A 16,568-nucleotide genomic window follows, 5' to 3' on the forward strand; every position below is an offset into this window, starting at 1 on the left:
AGCAATCACTTCTTCTTGTTAACAAGTATTCAATTCACCATATTATCGTCCTTATTGTCTATATAAAGACTTCCATCAGGCTGAACCTCTGCAAAAAACACCTCTGATACAGAGTTTACACCTGCATTTTTCAATTGTTGTTCTAGCCACTCATTATCAAGATTTAAGCGAGTTAGATTATTTGTATTAATGACACCATCAGAAACGACTTCTGTTGCTGTTGGATAAATCTTACTTTGCTTGGGTATGTGTAGATCCCCTTTCGTAACAGGTTGTTTATTTTCTTTTTTCATAACAGAAAGATTCCCACTTGTTTCAAAAAAAGCGTAATCTACATCATTTAAGGAGAACACATCCTTTTGGCGTAACATAGAGTTTAGTGAATCCATATCTAATTGGGTCTTACGGAGTGCATCTTCCATAATCTTACCTTCTTTTATAACAATAATTGGTTCACCGGTTGTTACCTTTCTAGCATTTTTCGATTTAATATCAATAAACCCCATAATTAATGTAAAAACTGCCCATCCGACTAAAGCAATAACACCGTTCCGAATGCTTACATTACTACCTATAGCTAAGCTTGCTGCAATAGAACCAATAGCAATGGCAGATACAAAATTAAAAAAGGTCATTTGGCTTATTTCTTTACGCCCCATAATTCGTGTTACCACAAATAAAACGATAAAAGCTATTAAGAGTCTTATGATTAGTTCAGATAACGTCAACCTACTAAACCACCTTTTCTAAACAATGTTGATTATATATTGTCCTTAAAACAAACCATTATTCAATTTCACTTTTCTGGATGATCGAACACTTAATCCCTACTTTGCATACCCTACTCTTACTGACTTAATAGGAGAGTGATACGACCGTGTTTTATCATGTTAAGGAATTACAATATCACGCAAAACCAGAACGACCCGATCCGATTTTTGCGAGGATGCTACAGGAAGTGTTAGGTGGACAAGGGGGTATGTACGAGGAAATGAAAAATATCGTGACCTCTTACTCGATACGGGAACGGAAGAATTGGCACTTATCGAAATGTTGGCAACGATGATTACTCTATTGCTAGAAGATGCCCCCTTCCTACTTTAGAGGAAGCTGCAAAAAATCCACTCATTAATGCCATCTTAGGCGGAATGAACCCTCAACATATTATTGTTTAGGAGGCTATGCTTGCTGATGCAAACGGAAACCGTTAGACAGCTGATTATAAAGATAAACAAAACGACATACAAAAACCCCGAATAGTCACTTTCAAAAAGTGTCACCATTCGGGGTTTTCAGTTCAGAGTTGTTAATAACTCTCAATAACTAAATTGTGAGGTGTTTACCTTAGCGGTTCTCACGGTTGTTGTTATTGTTGTTGTTATTATTATTGTTATTATTGTTGCGGTTTTGTTCAAAGTTTAGCTCTTCAGCAAACTCTGCATTGTTGTTGCGGTTGTTGTTGTCATTGTTTTGACGGTTGTTGCGTTGGTTGTTGTTGTTATTGTTGTTGTTATTGTTAGCCATGTTTCTCACCTCCACGCTCATTATTATGGTCATGGAGGAATTTTTTATACCCCAAAAATTTTTTCACAAAAAGGTAAGTAATAAAAGGACGACTTCTTATTGCTAAGAAATCGCCCTTTTATCAAAATAAATTACACACCATTTTTAATATTTGGTAATGGTTGTGAATTATACACTCTTGAATTTGGTGGAACCGATTGTGTTAACCAAATGTTTCCGCCAATTGTACTGTCATGGCCAATGGTTGTATCGCCACCAAGAATGGTTGCACCTGCATAAATAACCACATTGTCCTCAATATTCGGATGACGCTTGATGCCTTTAATTGGATTTCCATGTTCATCTAGTGGGAAACTTTTTGCTCCTAATGTCACACCTTGATAAATCTTAACATTTTTACCAATTGTACATGTCTCCCCGATTACCACGCCCGTACCATGATCAATAAAGAAATACTCCCCGATCGATGCGCCCGGATGGATATCGATCCCCGTTAATTGATGCGCATATTCTGCCATGATTCTAGGGATAATTGGCACGTTTGAATTATACAGTTCGTGCGCAATTCTATGTATCGTGATTGCTTGAATCGAAGGATAACTAAATAATATTTCGTCCGTTGAAGTAGTAGCTGGGTCTCCATTATAAGCCGCTTGGATATCCGTTTGAATCGTTTTACGTATAGTTGGAAACTTATTGATTAAATCAATAACAATTTGATCTGCTTCTTCAAGAGATTGGTCTTTTGGTAACACCTTCTCAATTAAAAAACGTAAATCTAACGCAGATGTTCTTAATTTATTTCCAATATTTATATTAATTCGATCATCTTCATTTGTGTATTTATCACATAGGCAAGGGAAAAGAGCAGAACGGAAATTTTCCAAAATTTGATAGATCTTTTGTTGCCCTTCAAATCCTATCGTTTTATCAATAGAAAAATAATTTTTATGAACATCCTCGAGTGATTTTGCAATGTTCGGAATCTCATTGTTTAACCAATCGTTTAACTTCATAGTTTTCAAAGCAGTCACCTCAAATTGTATAAATTTTTAAAAAATATGCCTAACATTGATTTAATACCATTTTTCCTTACTGTACAAGAAAAAGTATATAAAATTCGTATAAATTCTTCTACTTGTCTTATTTTAATAGTTAATAATTTTCCGCACAAGCTTGTTGACTTATGAAATAAATTACGAAAAACGTCTTTTGCACTGTCCTTATTGTATTCTTGTGATGAAAAAAATGCGCCAATCGTGATAATCAACGCATTGTAAATAGATTATGCCACACTTTCCCCTTGTGCTGCAGCTTTTCGGTCTTGTCTTTCGTGCTATTTTTTCATAGTAAAACAGGCGATTGGTTGTGCAATGAGTAACTCAATCCAAAAGGCAACACCAAAATTTCTTGGCCATACACGTAGAAAATTTTCGATTGGTTCTAGCGTAATTTGCTTCATTCCTACCCACGTCCCAATGATCGTCAATAAAATAGAAAGGCATGTTACATTTAAAACGATATTAAGAAGTACCCGCGCATTAAAGCCATCTGTTTTCCCCACGAAATTTGGCATCACTTTTCCTACTAGAGGCCCTGCTACAAATCGAACGAGTATCATGACAATAATCCACATGATCGGTAGTATTTTTAACGTATCTACATACACATCTAAACTAAATCCACGCTCTAGAAATATGATTGTTGGTGCAATCATGTTTACTGATATAAGTGAAATAATCAGCATAAACAAAATACCCTCTTTTGCATTTTGAGGCAGTCTTGGTTCCTTATACATCTATCCAACTCTTATTCTATTTAACGTTTAATATGTTGACCACTCAGTATAATTTAAAAATTTATGGGATTGTCATGTTCTTGTCAACTTGAATCTTAGAAAATAGGAAACTAATACGACGGGGGAATGTAGATGGTGGTTGAAACGATTGTAGCCACGATGTAGGAGAATATTGTGGGGAAATTGGTCAAAGAGTTCTTTATAGGCTTAATGAAGGACAAAATCACGTGAAAATTCGATTGAAGTGGGCTTCACCGGCTTGATGAAGGACAAAACCACGAAAAAATTCCATCAAAGGGGGCTTCATCAACTCAATGAACACCCGAATCACGAAAAAATCCCATCAAAGGGGCTTCATCAACTCGATGAACACCCCAATCACCGAAAAATCCCATCAAAGGGGGCTTCATCAACTCGATGAACACCCCAATCACCGAAAAATCCCATCAAAGGGGGCTTCATAACACTGATGAAAACCAAATCTACTTGGAAAATTGATCAAAGTAGACTTCATAAGCTAGATTCTGCGTATGGGAAACTAACAGTAGTGGCAACTACGGGGAGATTCTCAATAAAAGATAAGCCCTCCCCTCTAAGTACCGACTTTTATTCCTTTTCCAAATAGTCTTTCCACGCATTAATACCGCCATCTAACACAATCACATCTAATCCTTTTTCAGCAAGAATAGTTGCACATTTTGAAGCGGAGTTTCCTGTTGTACATGTAACAACAATTTCTTGGTCTGTCGGTAATGCTGGTACAACCGCTTCCCTCTCTTCAGTCAACTTAAAAATTTCAGTTTTCGGTATGTTTACGCTATGAACATTTGTATCTTCTATATGGAAATCCTTATATTTTTCTTCCGCTCTCACGTCTAAAAGCAACACGTTTTCTTCAGCCTGCAATTTCTGAAATAATTGTTCTGGTGTAATTTTTGTTACCATTTTCATGACCCCCATAAAAAAATAGAATAGCTTTTACACTATTCTATCATAAAAAATATCCGATTATTGTTCCTTCACAACTAAGTCTTTGAATGTATATTGCACTTGCTCTTTTGATTGCGTAACGATTGACACATCAATTTGAGAGGTTGTGCTTGCTAATTCATAGGGCACGGAGTACGTCTTCCATTCTTCTGTCAACTGAATCGGTAAACGTTCTTCTCGTATAAACTGACCTCTTGCAGTCGTTTCAGAAATCTTCAACATAACTGTCCCTTGCCCCTTTAAAGAAACTTGTACTTGAATTTTTTCTGTCGTAAATGGTTTAGGCGCAGTGTATACAAATCCTTCTTCATCCTTTGCCCCTTCTGTCTTTACTACATATTCACCATTGCCCAAATCCTGAACCGTTGCACCATTGCCAAAGTATGGGAGTGGCGGTTTATCCTCTGCTGCAAGAGTAAAACTTTGCGTGGTCAACACAAATAGCATCGTTACGAAAAATAGTAATATCTTTTTCATCATAAATATCCTCCTAAAATTTTATTGATTTTCTGGCATCATATAGTCCATTGCTCTTGATAAAAACAAAGCAAAATGGACCCGTTTCACATCACCTTTTGGATTAAAACGATCCACGTTTGAAATTCCTAAAGCATTTAATGCCCGTATCGCATCATGAGACCCCTTCCAAGCTTGATCCAAATCAACTACTGTATTTGGTTTGTTGGCTGCCATGTCTATAAGGGATTTTCCTTTAATCGCTTCGGTTGCGCGGTCAAGAACAAGAGCCATATTTTCTCGTGAAATCGCACTCGAATAATCTAGGGTTCCATCCGGTTTCCCAGCAAATACACCCGATGCCTTTACGACAGCAGCATATTTTAACAACTCTTTGTTATTCGTATCGATTGGAACATCTTTAAAATAAGGGTTCTTATCCCAATCAGCAGGTATCTCTGCTATGTTATTGTTAACTAACAATCGACCAAGCATCATGACCACTTGTCCACGGGTGATGGTATCGTTTGGTGAAAAGGTTGTCGGTGATGTGCCATAAATTATATTTTTGTCAACTAAGTTTAAAATATGCTCTTTTGTTTCATTATCAAATGCATCAATATCTGTAAATGGATTACTCTTTACGATTTGTGGTTGCTGCGGACGAATGATTGGTGGTGCAGAAATTGTATCTGACTTGATCACCTTTAGCGATTGTCCAACTGTAATCATATCGCTTGTTAACCCATTTATTGCCTTCAATTCGTTCACTGACATATTATGAGCCGTTGCAATTTTCCATAACGTATCCCCTGCTTTGACAACATACGTGTCATACCCTTCGTTCGGATATGTGGGGATGGTTGGTTCTTTTGCTACCCCATCATGACTTAACCACGTTCTATATGATTGCCAAATAGAAGGACTTTCTTGACCTAAACTCCAACTTCCTGTGCCTTTAATATTGTATTTATGAACGAGCTCCAATTTTGCTTTTAACGAGGCATGATTTTCATACCAAATATGGTACGTTCCAGCTGGGAGAGTCTTCCCTGCAATCGACGTTGGTGGATCGCCTGCTTTTATGGTAATAGTTGCTTTCGGTGATTTTGATTTTTCGTCAAATACGACTTTTCCACCGTATTTTGCAATCATTTCGTCCACCTTTGTGTTCGAGATTCCGGCTCCCCCTTCACTAACTGGAGCACCTTCTCTCCAATAACGACCGTAAAATGGGACACCTAGTACAATCTTTTCCGCCGGTACACCTTGATTTATCGCATACTGAATAGAACGGTCCACCCACAGATAACTTGCAACAGGACCCTCTGGACCACCGTTATACGATTCGTCATAAGCCATAATCATTAAGTAACTCGCATATTTCCCTAATTCTTTGTAGTCGTACGTCCCATGCCATCCTTTCGTCCATCCATTTGGGTTGGCCGCAACAGCAACGGATACTTCTTTTGTCGAAGGGATTTTTTGTCGCAATAATTTCACGAGATCGGTATACGCCGCCCGATCAATTTCCGTTGTATTTTCGATATCCACTTGCACACCATCTAAATTATTTTTCATAATAAAATCGGCAATTTGAGTTGATAGCTTTTCGCGATTGGCAAGTGCAGCACGGCCAAGTGTTCGATCCCAATGATTACTTAAAAAAGGAACGACTTTAATCCCGCGCTTGTGCATTTCGTTAACAAAAACTGAGTCAAATTGTTTTGAAATGTTTAAAGAGCCATCTGCATTAAGATCGAAATAACTAGGAGACACGAGGTTCAAATTTCCTTGAGTTTTATCAATTTGAGAAATGTAGGATTGTGTATTCCCAAAATACAGGTAGCTCATATTAAAATTCACTTCATGGGCTTCTGCTTGTTGCATCGGGATGCTCGTTAATATCACCGCACCTGCTACGACCACAATGCTCGCAATTTTTAATTTAGGGAAGGTTTTTTTAACAAATTGTTTGGCCGATTTTTTTAACGTATCCGCACGTCCAAAAAAGAATTCTGAACCAAACTCAGTAAGATGCGAATTGTTCGGCATTTTCATATGTAAAATGACTTGCATTTGTCCATTTACTTCTTTTAATTCTGCCCGTTCAAAAGAATACATCACTAGAACACCACCTTTCTTTTAGTATGTTTCGAATAGAAGGAATAATGTATTGTGACGAGTGGACTAATTGAAAGAAAAAAGAAGCAACTAAATCGTTAGTCACTTCTCTAATTATTATTCTGGGATATAAGGTAATTCTTTATTTTTTGGCATATTAATGACATGGGTTTCCGTGTACGATTTTAAGCCTTCTTTTCCGTATTCGCGTCCAACCCCTGATTGCTTTACGCCACCAAATGGGAAACGGATGTCTAACCCTTGTACAGCTGCTGTATTAATCATCGTTGTTCCTGCTTCGATTCGACGAGCCACACGAATGGCATGCTCTTCTTCTCCCCAAACAGAACTTGTTAAACCGTAAATACTTTCATTGTGTAATTCGATTACTTGTTCTTCGTCATCAAAAGGTAAGATTGGCACAGTTGGACCAAATTGCTCTTCCACGACAACAGGATCATGATAATTGGCACCTAATACGAGCGTTGGTTGAAGGAAGTACCCATTATCCATTAACTCTGGATTAAGAATCTGACCGAGTTTCACCACTTTTGCCCCTTTACTTTCGGCATCGGCTACTAAATTTTGTACATGTTTCACTTGATTTTTATTATTGACAGGGCCCACGGTTACATCCGGATTAAACGGATCCCCCACACGAATCCACTTATTCGCCGCTTCAATGTATTTTTCCACAAAGGCATCATAAATCGAGCGATGCACATAAATTCGCTTCGCAATCATACAAATTTGACCCGCAGTTAGGAAGTTCGAAATCACCATTCGACGTAATGCTCGTTCATCGTTTACATCAAAATCTTCTAGAACGATTGCTGCATCATTCCCACCTAATTCAAGTGTCATCTTTTTAATGGTTTCCGATGCAGCTTTCATAATACTTTTTGCTGTTTTCGTTCCACCAGTAAATGCGATTTTCGCGACCTTTTCATTTGATGTTAGTTCGACACCTACATCTGCTTCACCATGTACAAGATTTAATACACCAGGAGGAAATTCATCTGCTATCATTTCACAAACACGACTAACGGCTAATGGGGCAAAAGGACTCGGTTTTAACACCATTGTATTTCCCGTTAGCAATGCTGGGGCAATTTTGATTGTTGATAGAGCAAGTGGATAGTTCCATGGCGTAATGGCTGATACTACCCCGACTGGATCAAAGGTGATAATTGTTCGACCATTTTCATTTTCAATGACTTCCGGTGTAACGATTTCCTTTACATGATTACATGCATATTCCATATACATTAAGGAGAGACCCACTTCTCCTTCTGCATCATAGTATGCTTTCCCGTGTTCTCTCGATAATAATTCTGCAATTTCCTTCGTAGAGTCTTTAATTTTTTGAATCGCACGCTGCATTCTTTCAATGCGTTCGTCCACATCGCTCCACGCCCATTGTTTGAATGAGTTATAGGCTGCGTCGATTGCTTGTATCGTTTCTTCTCTCGTATTGATTGGCGCATACCCAACAATTTGATCGGGATGAGTAGGGTTTTCTCGTGGGAAGGTTTTTTCTGTTTTTATTTTTTCTCCATTAATAATTGAATGAATCATAATGGGTTCTGTTGTCATTTTTCGAACCTCCATATTCTTTTTTTCATCTTCATTAGTATGAAATTAGTCATACCGAAATATACAATCCCCTTTTTACCCCACGAAAAAAGACCTGACTAATCCTGTCAGATCTTTGTAATATACTCCTCTTGGTAGATCGTTGTTTGATTTTTCCCTTTTTCTTTTGATTGATAAAGGGCTTTATCTGCTCGTTCGATAATGGCATTTGGATGCACCTCACTACCTTGATAAGAAGAGATACCCAGTGAAATGGTAATCGGCATGCCTGTTGGACTATCGGTTATTGCAATGTTTTCTCTAATTAATTCAGCAACATGCAATGCATCTGTTTCAGTTTTGCCTTTCATTAAAATGCCAAATTCTTCTCCACCATATCGAAAAACGAGGTCATCCATTGTCGCAAACTTCATAATGCTATTGGCCAAATATTTGATCACTTCATCTCCAACAATATGACCGTATGTATCATTAATTGCCTTGAAATTATCAATATCTAACATCACGAGGGCAAATGCATCATTTCGTTCCATCCATTTTTTTATTTTCACGTCAAAGGATTTACGATTCGCAAGTCCCGTAAGACCATCCAATTGTATTTCCTTATTCATTTGCACAAATTGTCTTCTTATTTGACGAGTTAATTGATTAATCTCATAAATATTCGAGCTAATATTAAATGAGTTTTGATGCTCTTTATTGGCACTTGGGTTTTCTGAAAACTGTGCTAACGTCGTCAATGGCTTTGTCAATCGTTTCACTAGTATGGTAGCTAAGATTAATACAATCATTAATATCGTCGCTGATTGTGCTAATATTTTGATGACTAGGTTAAAAAGTGGCCGATTTAAATTTGATTTCGGCGTTAACGAAACAACTCCCCAACCCAAGTCTTCAATATATGAAAAACCTGCAAAATTTTCGATTCCTTCAGGAGTGGTAATTTCCTTATAGCCACTAATTCCTTTTGATACGATTTTTACAGCTGGTCGATCGCTAAAATCCGTTTGAATTTTTTCTGGATCCGGATGGTAAATAACCTTTCCGTCCTTATCAACTGCATAGACATAAGAACCATCTTGATATTCATGAGTGCTTAACAAATGATTAATAATATTTTTATCTTCCAAATAAATCGTCCCTGCGACTACCCCTTCAAAAACACCATTTTTATTATAAATTGGGGCTGTAACGAGCATGAGCAATTTCCCTACTGCGGATATGTACGGCTCAGAAATAAACGGTTTTTTAGTAGACAAAGCTTTTTTCATTATATCCGTTTCAATGACCGTTCCCGCTTGTACAATTTGTCCATTGTCAAAATGGATAATTTTAGGACTAATCAATTTGATCATGCCATTGATATCCGTTACGAAGATGGAGTTAAAGTGTTCAAGTTCTGATTGATAAAAAATATCTAAATCTTTTTGTTCAAAGTCTGGGAAACTAGCAAGCTTTGCAATCGTTGTAATACTCTGTTGCATATCATCTATAACATACTCGAGTCCTTCTGCTAGTTTATTTGTATAATTATGGTTATTTTCTAAATAATTTGTAGTTAAAGATGTTCTAAGTGCATTCGTGGCATAAACTAGATTGGCAACCGTTGCAACGACTACGACAAAAACTAGTAGTAAACTTATCACGACATTTAATTTTATCCCTTTTTTCATACAATTTCCAACTCAACTTCCGGTCAATAGTCCTATTAAAAATCTACCATAGGAACTAATGTTTTGAAAGTTGATTTTTGAGAAAAATTGAAAAGTTGGAAATCTTATATAATTGAGCTTACAAAAAAACAGAGCAATTATTAACTGCTCTGCCTAATCGCCTATTTACGATTTCGATTTTTGTTCGGATGTTTGCGATTTTTGGGTAATGCGTTCAAACCCACGTTTAATGGCGTTAATGTATTCATTTGTTGCATATTGAGCTATAGGAGAATCCGGATTAAGCCCTTCAAATGCATGGTACGCCCCAGGATATAGGTGGAACTCGACATCCACACCAGCTTGTACCAAATTGGAAACATACGAAATCGTTTCGTCTCTAAATGGATCCAATTGGCCAATGAATGTATACGTTGTTGGTAAATTCGAATAATCGGTTGCTCTAGCAGGTGCTGCATAAGAAGGAATATGATCCGTACCATATAAATCGCCTAAATACATTTTCCAACCTTCTTCGTTTAATTGCTGGTTCCAAATCATGCCTTCTGTAATTTCATTAGCAGACGGTGTATTATTGCGATCATCAATCATTGGATACAATGGCAATTGAAGATGAATTTTCGGGAATTGTCGGTCGCGAGCTAGCAACGTTAACGCAGCCGTTAAACCACCACCCGCGCTCGAACCCGCCACACCAATTTTGTTCACATCAATGGCTAATTGCGCGGCTTCATTGACCATCCAACAAACAGCTGCATAGCAATCTTCAATCGGTGCTGGATATGGATGTTCTGGTGCTAAACGATAATCCACCGCCACCACAATACAATTTGCTTCATTCACGTATTTGCAGCAAAGAGCATCATCTTGCTCCACAGTGCCGAGAACATAGCCCCCACCATGAATCCATAAAAGCCCCGGTAGCATCCCCTTTACGTCTTGTGGTTTATAAACGCGCAAACGTAAATCATTTTGGTCAGGCCCTTTAATCGTTACATCTTCAATAATGACTTCTGTTTGAACAACAGGCGGATTTAAAGTTTTAAGCCCTTCCCGAATTTGATCCAATGCATCCGTATTTAAACTTAAGCCTGGAAAATTATCTAAGGTTGTTAAAAACTCCGGATTTACGCGTTCACGATTTTTCATTTAATAGTTCTCCCTTCAATTTCACAAAAATGTAAAAATAACTATGAATCATAATTATTTCTACACTATATGTGAGAGAGGAGAGAATATTCTTGGATGGGAGAGATTCTAATAGAAATAAAATAGAAGAATCATATTAATGTAATTTTTTGCTACAGCAATATTCCATAGCTTATTAGTAGATTGGTTGGGTTTAAATTTAGGAGCATTTAATTCACTTTTATCAGTTGGATAAAAGACAGAATCACGGGAAAATTCGATCGAAGCGGGCTTCATTCCCTCCATGAACACCCCAATCACGCGAACATTCGATCAAAGCGGGCTTCATACCCTCGATGAACACCCTAATCACGCGAACATTCGATCGAAGCGGGCTTCATTACCCCGATGAACACCCCAATCACGGGAAAATTCGATCGAAGCGGGCTTCATTCAACCGATGAACACCCTAATTACGCGAACATTCAATCAAAGCGGGCTTCATCATATGAATTTCCCTCCCCCATAAACAACAAAAAAGAGATAACACCAAAATAGCTGGCATTATCTCCGCTCTATCCCATTTACTAAACTTCTTATTTCATATTTGCATATTGTTCTAATAGTTTCTTTTGGACTTTCATTGCTTGTTGACGTTCGGCATGTTTGGAGCTTGCTAGTTCTGAGACGCTTTGTTGCAGTGTGTTCGTTATAGCCGTTAACTCAGAAATTTGTTTCTGTGTATAGGTAACCACACTGTTTTGCATATTTTCCAGTTGTTCCGTATAATCGGTTACTTGATCATTATATAAACTGATTTGGTTGATTAACGGTTGGTAGCCTGCTGGAATATCTTCAACTACATTGAGCACGTCATTCGTTTTTGAATTGATACGCTCTTCCACATCTCTTATAGCGTCGAGCAAATCTTGTAAAGGTCGATTTAAATCATTTAAGCCAAATGTTAACGTTTCTGTTTGTTTAGTTAATCCTTCCACGAAACTGTTCGCCAATGCTTGTTGACTTTCGATAAGCTTCGTCCCATTCTCTACTAAAATCTCTTCTTCTCGTTTCGCACTTGCCTCAAAAATCGTTTTTAGTTCATTTGTTTGGGCCTCTTGCTGCACTTTTGCTTGTGCTACAGATTCATGAATCGATGTTTTTATAGCATTGAACGTTTCTTGTAACGTCTTCGATTGGGTTTGTTGGCTTTCCTTCGTTTGAGTAGCTGATTGAATAATTGCTTCTTTCATATCAATCAAAATCGTTTGCAATACTTTCAGTTGGTCCACTACTTCTTGTTGTTTTATTAGTTGATCGGCGTTAACAGTTTCAAGCTTGCCTGTAATAAGGGATACCCCTTCTTGTTGTTGTGTCATTTGTTGTTGACTCACAGTTTGAATCTTAGTTCCAATGTGAGACAGTCCTTCTCTTTGCTCCGCCATCTGTTGTTGACTCACAGTTTGAATCTTAGTCTCAATTTGGGATAGCCATGCTTTTTGCTCTATCATTTGTTGTTGGCTCGTCGCTTGGATTTTAGCTTCAATTTGTGACAATTGTTTTTGTTGTTCTTCTACTGCTTGTCGGAGGAGCCCTTCTTTTTTGATCTCCCCATTCCGTTTAGTTAGTAATCCACCGATCGCTAATACTGTACCGATCCCCATCAATAGATAATCAAGGGACCCTGTACTAAATGGTAGGAAGATGCAGATCCAAGAAGTAATCGCGAGTGGTAATAATATGGCATCTAATTGCTTCATCTAATTGAACTCCTTATTTCTCATTTAACCAATGTTCTAAATTATTTTCAAAAATGGTTAACATGCTCTCTGTAATGTCTTCGTGTTTTTCCTTAAGTATTGATTTTTTCATTTTCATCCAGTCTTGCTCTAACTGAGTGCGTTTTCGTAATTGGAGAATGTGCTCCGAAACCTCTGCAAGTTGGGCAATGCGTTCTTCAATCGGTAGGACAACAATGAGTTGAATATATTCTTTTGCAACATCTAATAACGAAGGGGCATGCTTTGCAATGTATAAAAGAAACTGCTCTTCTAATACAAGCGTATTTCGTTCAAGCTCCATTAACATGTGTCAGTTCCTCCCCCCATGTACGCATCATCGAAATAATGTGCTCCGGACTTTCATGACATGATTTACGAATTGACAACAGTCGCTCAATTGCTTCAAGTAATGTCGGTAGCCAGCTTTCAATGTTCGGATTATTAGCTAGCCAGTACGTATTAATCATGTTCATAGCCGCTTCATCCATTAACGTGATTCGTTTTTGCTCTAAATTATTTTCCTGTAAATACATTTTCGTAATGAAATCTTTTGGAAGCTCAGTTGGAATTCGATTAAACCTCGTCGTTGTAATAGGTGTAGCAATCACATCATCGAGTAAAACATCATATATAAACTCTTTTGAATGAACAACTCGTATAGTTTGATACGCAGCCGGTAAGTTTATTGATTTCGTTCCAACAAGATTTGCAATACGATTGTCGCTAAACAAACTTCGTGACCAAAACGGTAATTTGTCATCAATCAACAGGGTTGCACTTTCAAACTGATTTAGATGTTCCTTTATACAAGCGGGAGGAAGATAGAGTACATCCACCCACTTAATAAATGGATGAGAACTCCATTGTGCTATGGACAAATGAGTTTGCTCATCGGATGTTAGTAAAACCGCCTTGTCCTTTTCCGGAAGTTGATCAAATAAGTCCGTGTTAGCGTACACTATATGTGGTTCACCAATGACGGTAACACGTTTACGGGAATGGTGAACTGGCTTTTTTTCTACTTTCGGCGTCTGTAATTCGACAAGAGCTGACCAGAAGGAAAGGACATCCTCCGTGGTCTTCCCTTTTGCCATTGCTTTTAAGAGCCAAATGATTTCTTCTTTATAGTGTTTCAACTTCATACACTGACTCTAATAAAGATTCACATTTTTCTAAATGTGCTCTCATTTCTTCCATTTTTAATGTCACATCTTGTGATTGGTGTCGTTTCATTTGTTCCACTTCATTTAACTTCTCTTCCCAAGTGGCAAGTTCTCCATAGTAATGTTCAGGTAACATCGTTTCGACGGTTTGATAAATGCGTGCAAATTCAGTTTGAATCCATTCACGGTAGTTTGCTTTTTGTTCTTCAAGAATTTCTGTTACTTGTTGAAGGATTTGCGTTTGATAATGTTTCTTCTGTTGTTGTTGAAGCGTTTCTTCACGTTGCTTTTCTAATTGTTGCAATTGATTTTGTAAATCCGTTTGTAGATTTTCTAGTTTTCTTTCATATTGAACACGGATTGCTTCATTTTCTTTTGCTTGTTGTTCTAGCTGACTTAATGTATTTACCCGTTCTTGATATTGGCGTTCAATTTCATATTTTTTCGTAAAGAATTGATTGCGATGTTCTATATCTTCTGTTTCCATAGGTGCTCGATTTCCATCAATGGACTTTCCGATTTTCACAGCCAATGTTTCAATCGGACTTGTAACCATATCCAATGTTTTGATGGCGGTTTGTAATGGCGATTGCTCACCTTTTTTCATTTTTGATAGTTCGTCGTTTGGTACATTTCCACCACCAGTAGCTAAAATCAACCCTTTTTCAACGACTTCTTGCTTAATCTTCTCTTTTGCTGCTTTTAATGCTGCTTCTTTCGCCGCCTTTTTTGCCGCTTCTTCGGCTGCTTTTTTCGCTGCCTCTTTTCCTGCAATTTTCGCTCCTTCTTTTGCCGCAACCTTTCCGCTTACTTGCGCCCCTGCAGATACACCTGCTGTTGCCATGGCCAAACCTACAGCGAGGGCAATATCACCAACGAAACCAACACCTCGTAAGATTTTTTCTGCTTTTCGAGGATCATGTGTTTCATCTTTAATAATTTTAGGAACGTATTGCTCTGCTGCAAGTTCAGCGAGTTCCTGCAATTCCTCTGTAAGACGCGCCCGTTCCTCTTCCGTTGCATGTTGTGGTAGATTTTTAAGCTGATCTGATTTTGATTCGAATTTGCGTACAAGTTGTTGTTTTTGTCGTTCAAATTGTTGTGATAGTTCGTCATAGCTCATCTCTGAATAGTTTAGAGACAATTCAGCTGTCTCAAGTGGTGCTAGATGAAAAGATAAGTCTTTGCCAAGAACTTTTGCTAAACGCGCGGTCACGACAGACACAATAGATTGACGCGATGAAGCCAATACATTTTCAAGTAATAATTCCAATTGTTCAACGGAGGCATTTTGATGGTTTTGTATTACTTTTTCAACTTCTTTTGTTAACTTAGACATCTCTTCATTTAAAATGCGATCCATATCTAGTTCGTTTTCTTTTAATAGTTGCTGTGTTTGGGAAAGTTCCTTAGCAATTTGGGTTTCCACTTTGGAGTATTCCAGTTGCACTTTTTGCTTTTCATCATCTAATTTCACTTCATCATTGGAAAGCGCTAATTGTAAGAACGTAATTTCGTTTTCGATCGTATCTTTTTGACGTTGTAAAAATTGATCAACACTATGTTTAAAACGTTTTTTCTTGATTTTCTCTACATTGTTTACAATATGTAAAATAAAGTTATTGTACAGGTGGTCGATATTAAAGCCCGTTTTTGCACTTACTGCAAACACAGGATATGCTTTGCCCAATTGTTCTTCAATATCAGACGCTACTTTTTCTTTTAAGTCTTCAATGGAAATCCCTTCTGATTCGTCAATTCGATCCACTTTATTAATAACAAAAGAAATATTCGGTTGGTATACTAAAATCTTTTTAATATACACGATGTCTTCCATTGTAAGTCCTTGCCATGGCATCACGTATAACACGGCATCCGCATGTAGCATGGCTGACTCGGAGGACTCGATATGGGATTTAAATTTCGTATTCCGTCCTGGCGTGTCGATAAACTGGACACTATTCAGCCAAGTTGGACGGGGTAAAGAAATCTCGATTCGATCAATAATATCAGCAGTTGATCCCACCACATAAGAATGAAGTTGCTCCTTGTCAATCATTTGACGTTCTCCTGATTTTGAAACTAATACAACATTCTCTTCTCGACCCGCAGAAATATGTGTTGGAATCGCGGTTGTTTCATTCACATGGGTTGGGAGTAAATTGTCGTGATGAATGAGTTTGTTAATAAGTTCAGATTTCCCAACGCTAAATGAACCAAATAAGCCAATTACCACTTCTTTTTTGGCTAATTGCTGGCTAATCGATGTAATAATGTTTCGATCGGCATCGTTTAATGGTAGCTGCAAAATTTGCTCGATGTTCATATAGTCCTC

14 protein-coding genes and 1 pseudogene are annotated in these 16,568 nt (G+C 37.7%); 1 reads left to right on the top strand and 14 read right to left on the bottom strand.

What is annotated here, in order from left to right:
• Nucleotides 1–29 precede the first annotated feature (29 nt).
• The gene (locus tag EK386_RS12475) at nucleotides 30–728 is read right to left on the bottom strand and encodes a YetF domain-containing protein (RefSeq protein WP_126659506.1); all 699 of its coding nucleotides are present in this window, start codon (nucleotides 726–728) and stop codon (nucleotides 30–32) included.
• Between the two features lie 149 nt (nucleotides 729–877).
• Here EK386_RS12475 and EK386_RS12480 point away from each other — a divergent pair.
• Nucleotides 878–1,172: pseudogene (locus tag EK386_RS12480) on the top strand (manganese catalase family protein); the annotation flags it as partial.
• 172 nt (nucleotides 1,173–1,344) lie between these two features.
• Here EK386_RS12480 and EK386_RS12485 read toward each other — a convergent pair.
• The 13 genes from EK386_RS12485 to EK386_RS12545 form a co-directional block, all read right to left on the bottom strand.
• Nucleotides 1,345–1,524, bottom strand: a complete 180-nt coding sequence (locus EK386_RS12485; protein WP_126659507.1) for a hypothetical protein — start codon at nucleotides 1,522–1,524, stop codon at nucleotides 1,345–1,347.
• A 131-nt stretch (nucleotides 1,525–1,655) separates the two neighbouring features.
• On the bottom strand, nucleotides 1,656–2,540 hold the full coding sequence (gene epsC / locus EK386_RS12490) for a serine O-acetyltransferase EpsC (protein ID WP_126659548.1): 885 nt from the start codon (nucleotides 2,538–2,540) through the stop codon (nucleotides 1,656–1,658).
• A gap of 320 nt (nucleotides 2,541–2,860) precedes the next feature.
• Nucleotides 2,861–3,322: a hypothetical protein gene (locus EK386_RS12495; RefSeq protein WP_126659508.1), complete on the bottom strand. Its 462-nt coding sequence runs from the start codon at nucleotides 3,320–3,322 to the stop codon at nucleotides 2,861–2,863.
• A gap of 606 nt (nucleotides 3,323–3,928) precedes the next feature.
• Nucleotides 3,929–4,267: a rhodanese-like domain-containing protein gene (locus tag EK386_RS12500; RefSeq protein ID WP_126659509.1), complete on the bottom strand. Its 339-nt coding sequence runs from the start codon at nucleotides 4,265–4,267 to the stop codon at nucleotides 3,929–3,931.
• 63 nt (nucleotides 4,268–4,330) lie between these two features.
• Nucleotides 4,331–4,792 carry a hypothetical protein gene (locus EK386_RS12505; protein WP_126659510.1) on the bottom strand — a complete coding sequence of 154 codons (462 nt, stop codon included), beginning with the start codon at nucleotides 4,790–4,792 and terminating at the stop codon, nucleotides 4,331–4,333.
• An 18-nt stretch (nucleotides 4,793–4,810) separates the two neighbouring features.
• Complete coding sequence (locus EK386_RS20585) at nucleotides 4,811–6,892, bottom strand: glycosyl hydrolase family 18 protein (RefSeq protein WP_281274263.1); 2,082 nt, start codon at nucleotides 6,890–6,892, stop codon at nucleotides 4,811–4,813.
• Nucleotides 6,893–7,009: 117 nt separating this feature from the next.
• Complete coding sequence (locus EK386_RS12515) at nucleotides 7,010–8,488, bottom strand: aldehyde dehydrogenase family protein (protein ID WP_126659512.1); 1,479 nt, start codon at nucleotides 8,486–8,488, stop codon at nucleotides 7,010–7,012.
• A 107-nt stretch (nucleotides 8,489–8,595) separates the two neighbouring features.
• Nucleotides 8,596–10,161: a sensor domain-containing diguanylate cyclase gene (locus EK386_RS12520; protein ID WP_126659513.1), complete on the bottom strand. Its 1,566-nt coding sequence runs from the start codon at nucleotides 10,159–10,161 to the stop codon at nucleotides 8,596–8,598.
• A gap of 165 nt (nucleotides 10,162–10,326) precedes the next feature.
• Nucleotides 10,327–11,310 carry an alpha/beta hydrolase gene (locus tag EK386_RS12525; protein WP_126659514.1) on the bottom strand — a complete coding sequence of 328 codons (984 nt, stop codon included), beginning with the start codon at nucleotides 11,308–11,310 and terminating at the stop codon, nucleotides 10,327–10,329.
• A gap of 575 nt (nucleotides 11,311–11,885) precedes the next feature.
• Complete coding sequence (locus EK386_RS12530) at nucleotides 11,886–13,049, bottom strand: hypothetical protein (RefSeq protein WP_126659515.1); 1,164 nt, start codon at nucleotides 13,047–13,049, stop codon at nucleotides 11,886–11,888.
• A gap of 13 nt (nucleotides 13,050–13,062) precedes the next feature.
• Nucleotides 13,063–13,377 (bottom strand): hypothetical protein, encoded by a 315-nt coding sequence (locus tag EK386_RS12535; protein ID WP_126659516.1) that lies wholly within the window; start codon nucleotides 13,375–13,377, stop codon nucleotides 13,063–13,065.
• Nucleotides 13,361–14,212 carry a hypothetical protein gene (locus EK386_RS12540; RefSeq protein WP_126659517.1) on the bottom strand — a complete coding sequence of 284 codons (852 nt, stop codon included), beginning with the start codon at nucleotides 14,210–14,212 and terminating at the stop codon, nucleotides 13,361–13,363. Before EK386_RS12540 ends, EK386_RS12535 begins: the two co-directional genes overlap by 17 nt.
• Nucleotides 14,193–16,559: a dynamin family protein gene (locus EK386_RS12545; RefSeq protein ID WP_126659518.1), complete on the bottom strand. Its 2,367-nt coding sequence runs from the start codon at nucleotides 16,557–16,559 to the stop codon at nucleotides 14,193–14,195. Before EK386_RS12545 ends, EK386_RS12540 begins: the two co-directional genes overlap by 20 nt.
• Nucleotides 16,560–16,568 lie beyond the last annotated feature (9 nt).

The organism is Lysinibacillus antri (assembly GCF_003977595.1).
Lineage (GTDB): Bacteria > Bacillota > Bacilli > Bacillales_A > Planococcaceae > Ureibacillus > Ureibacillus antri.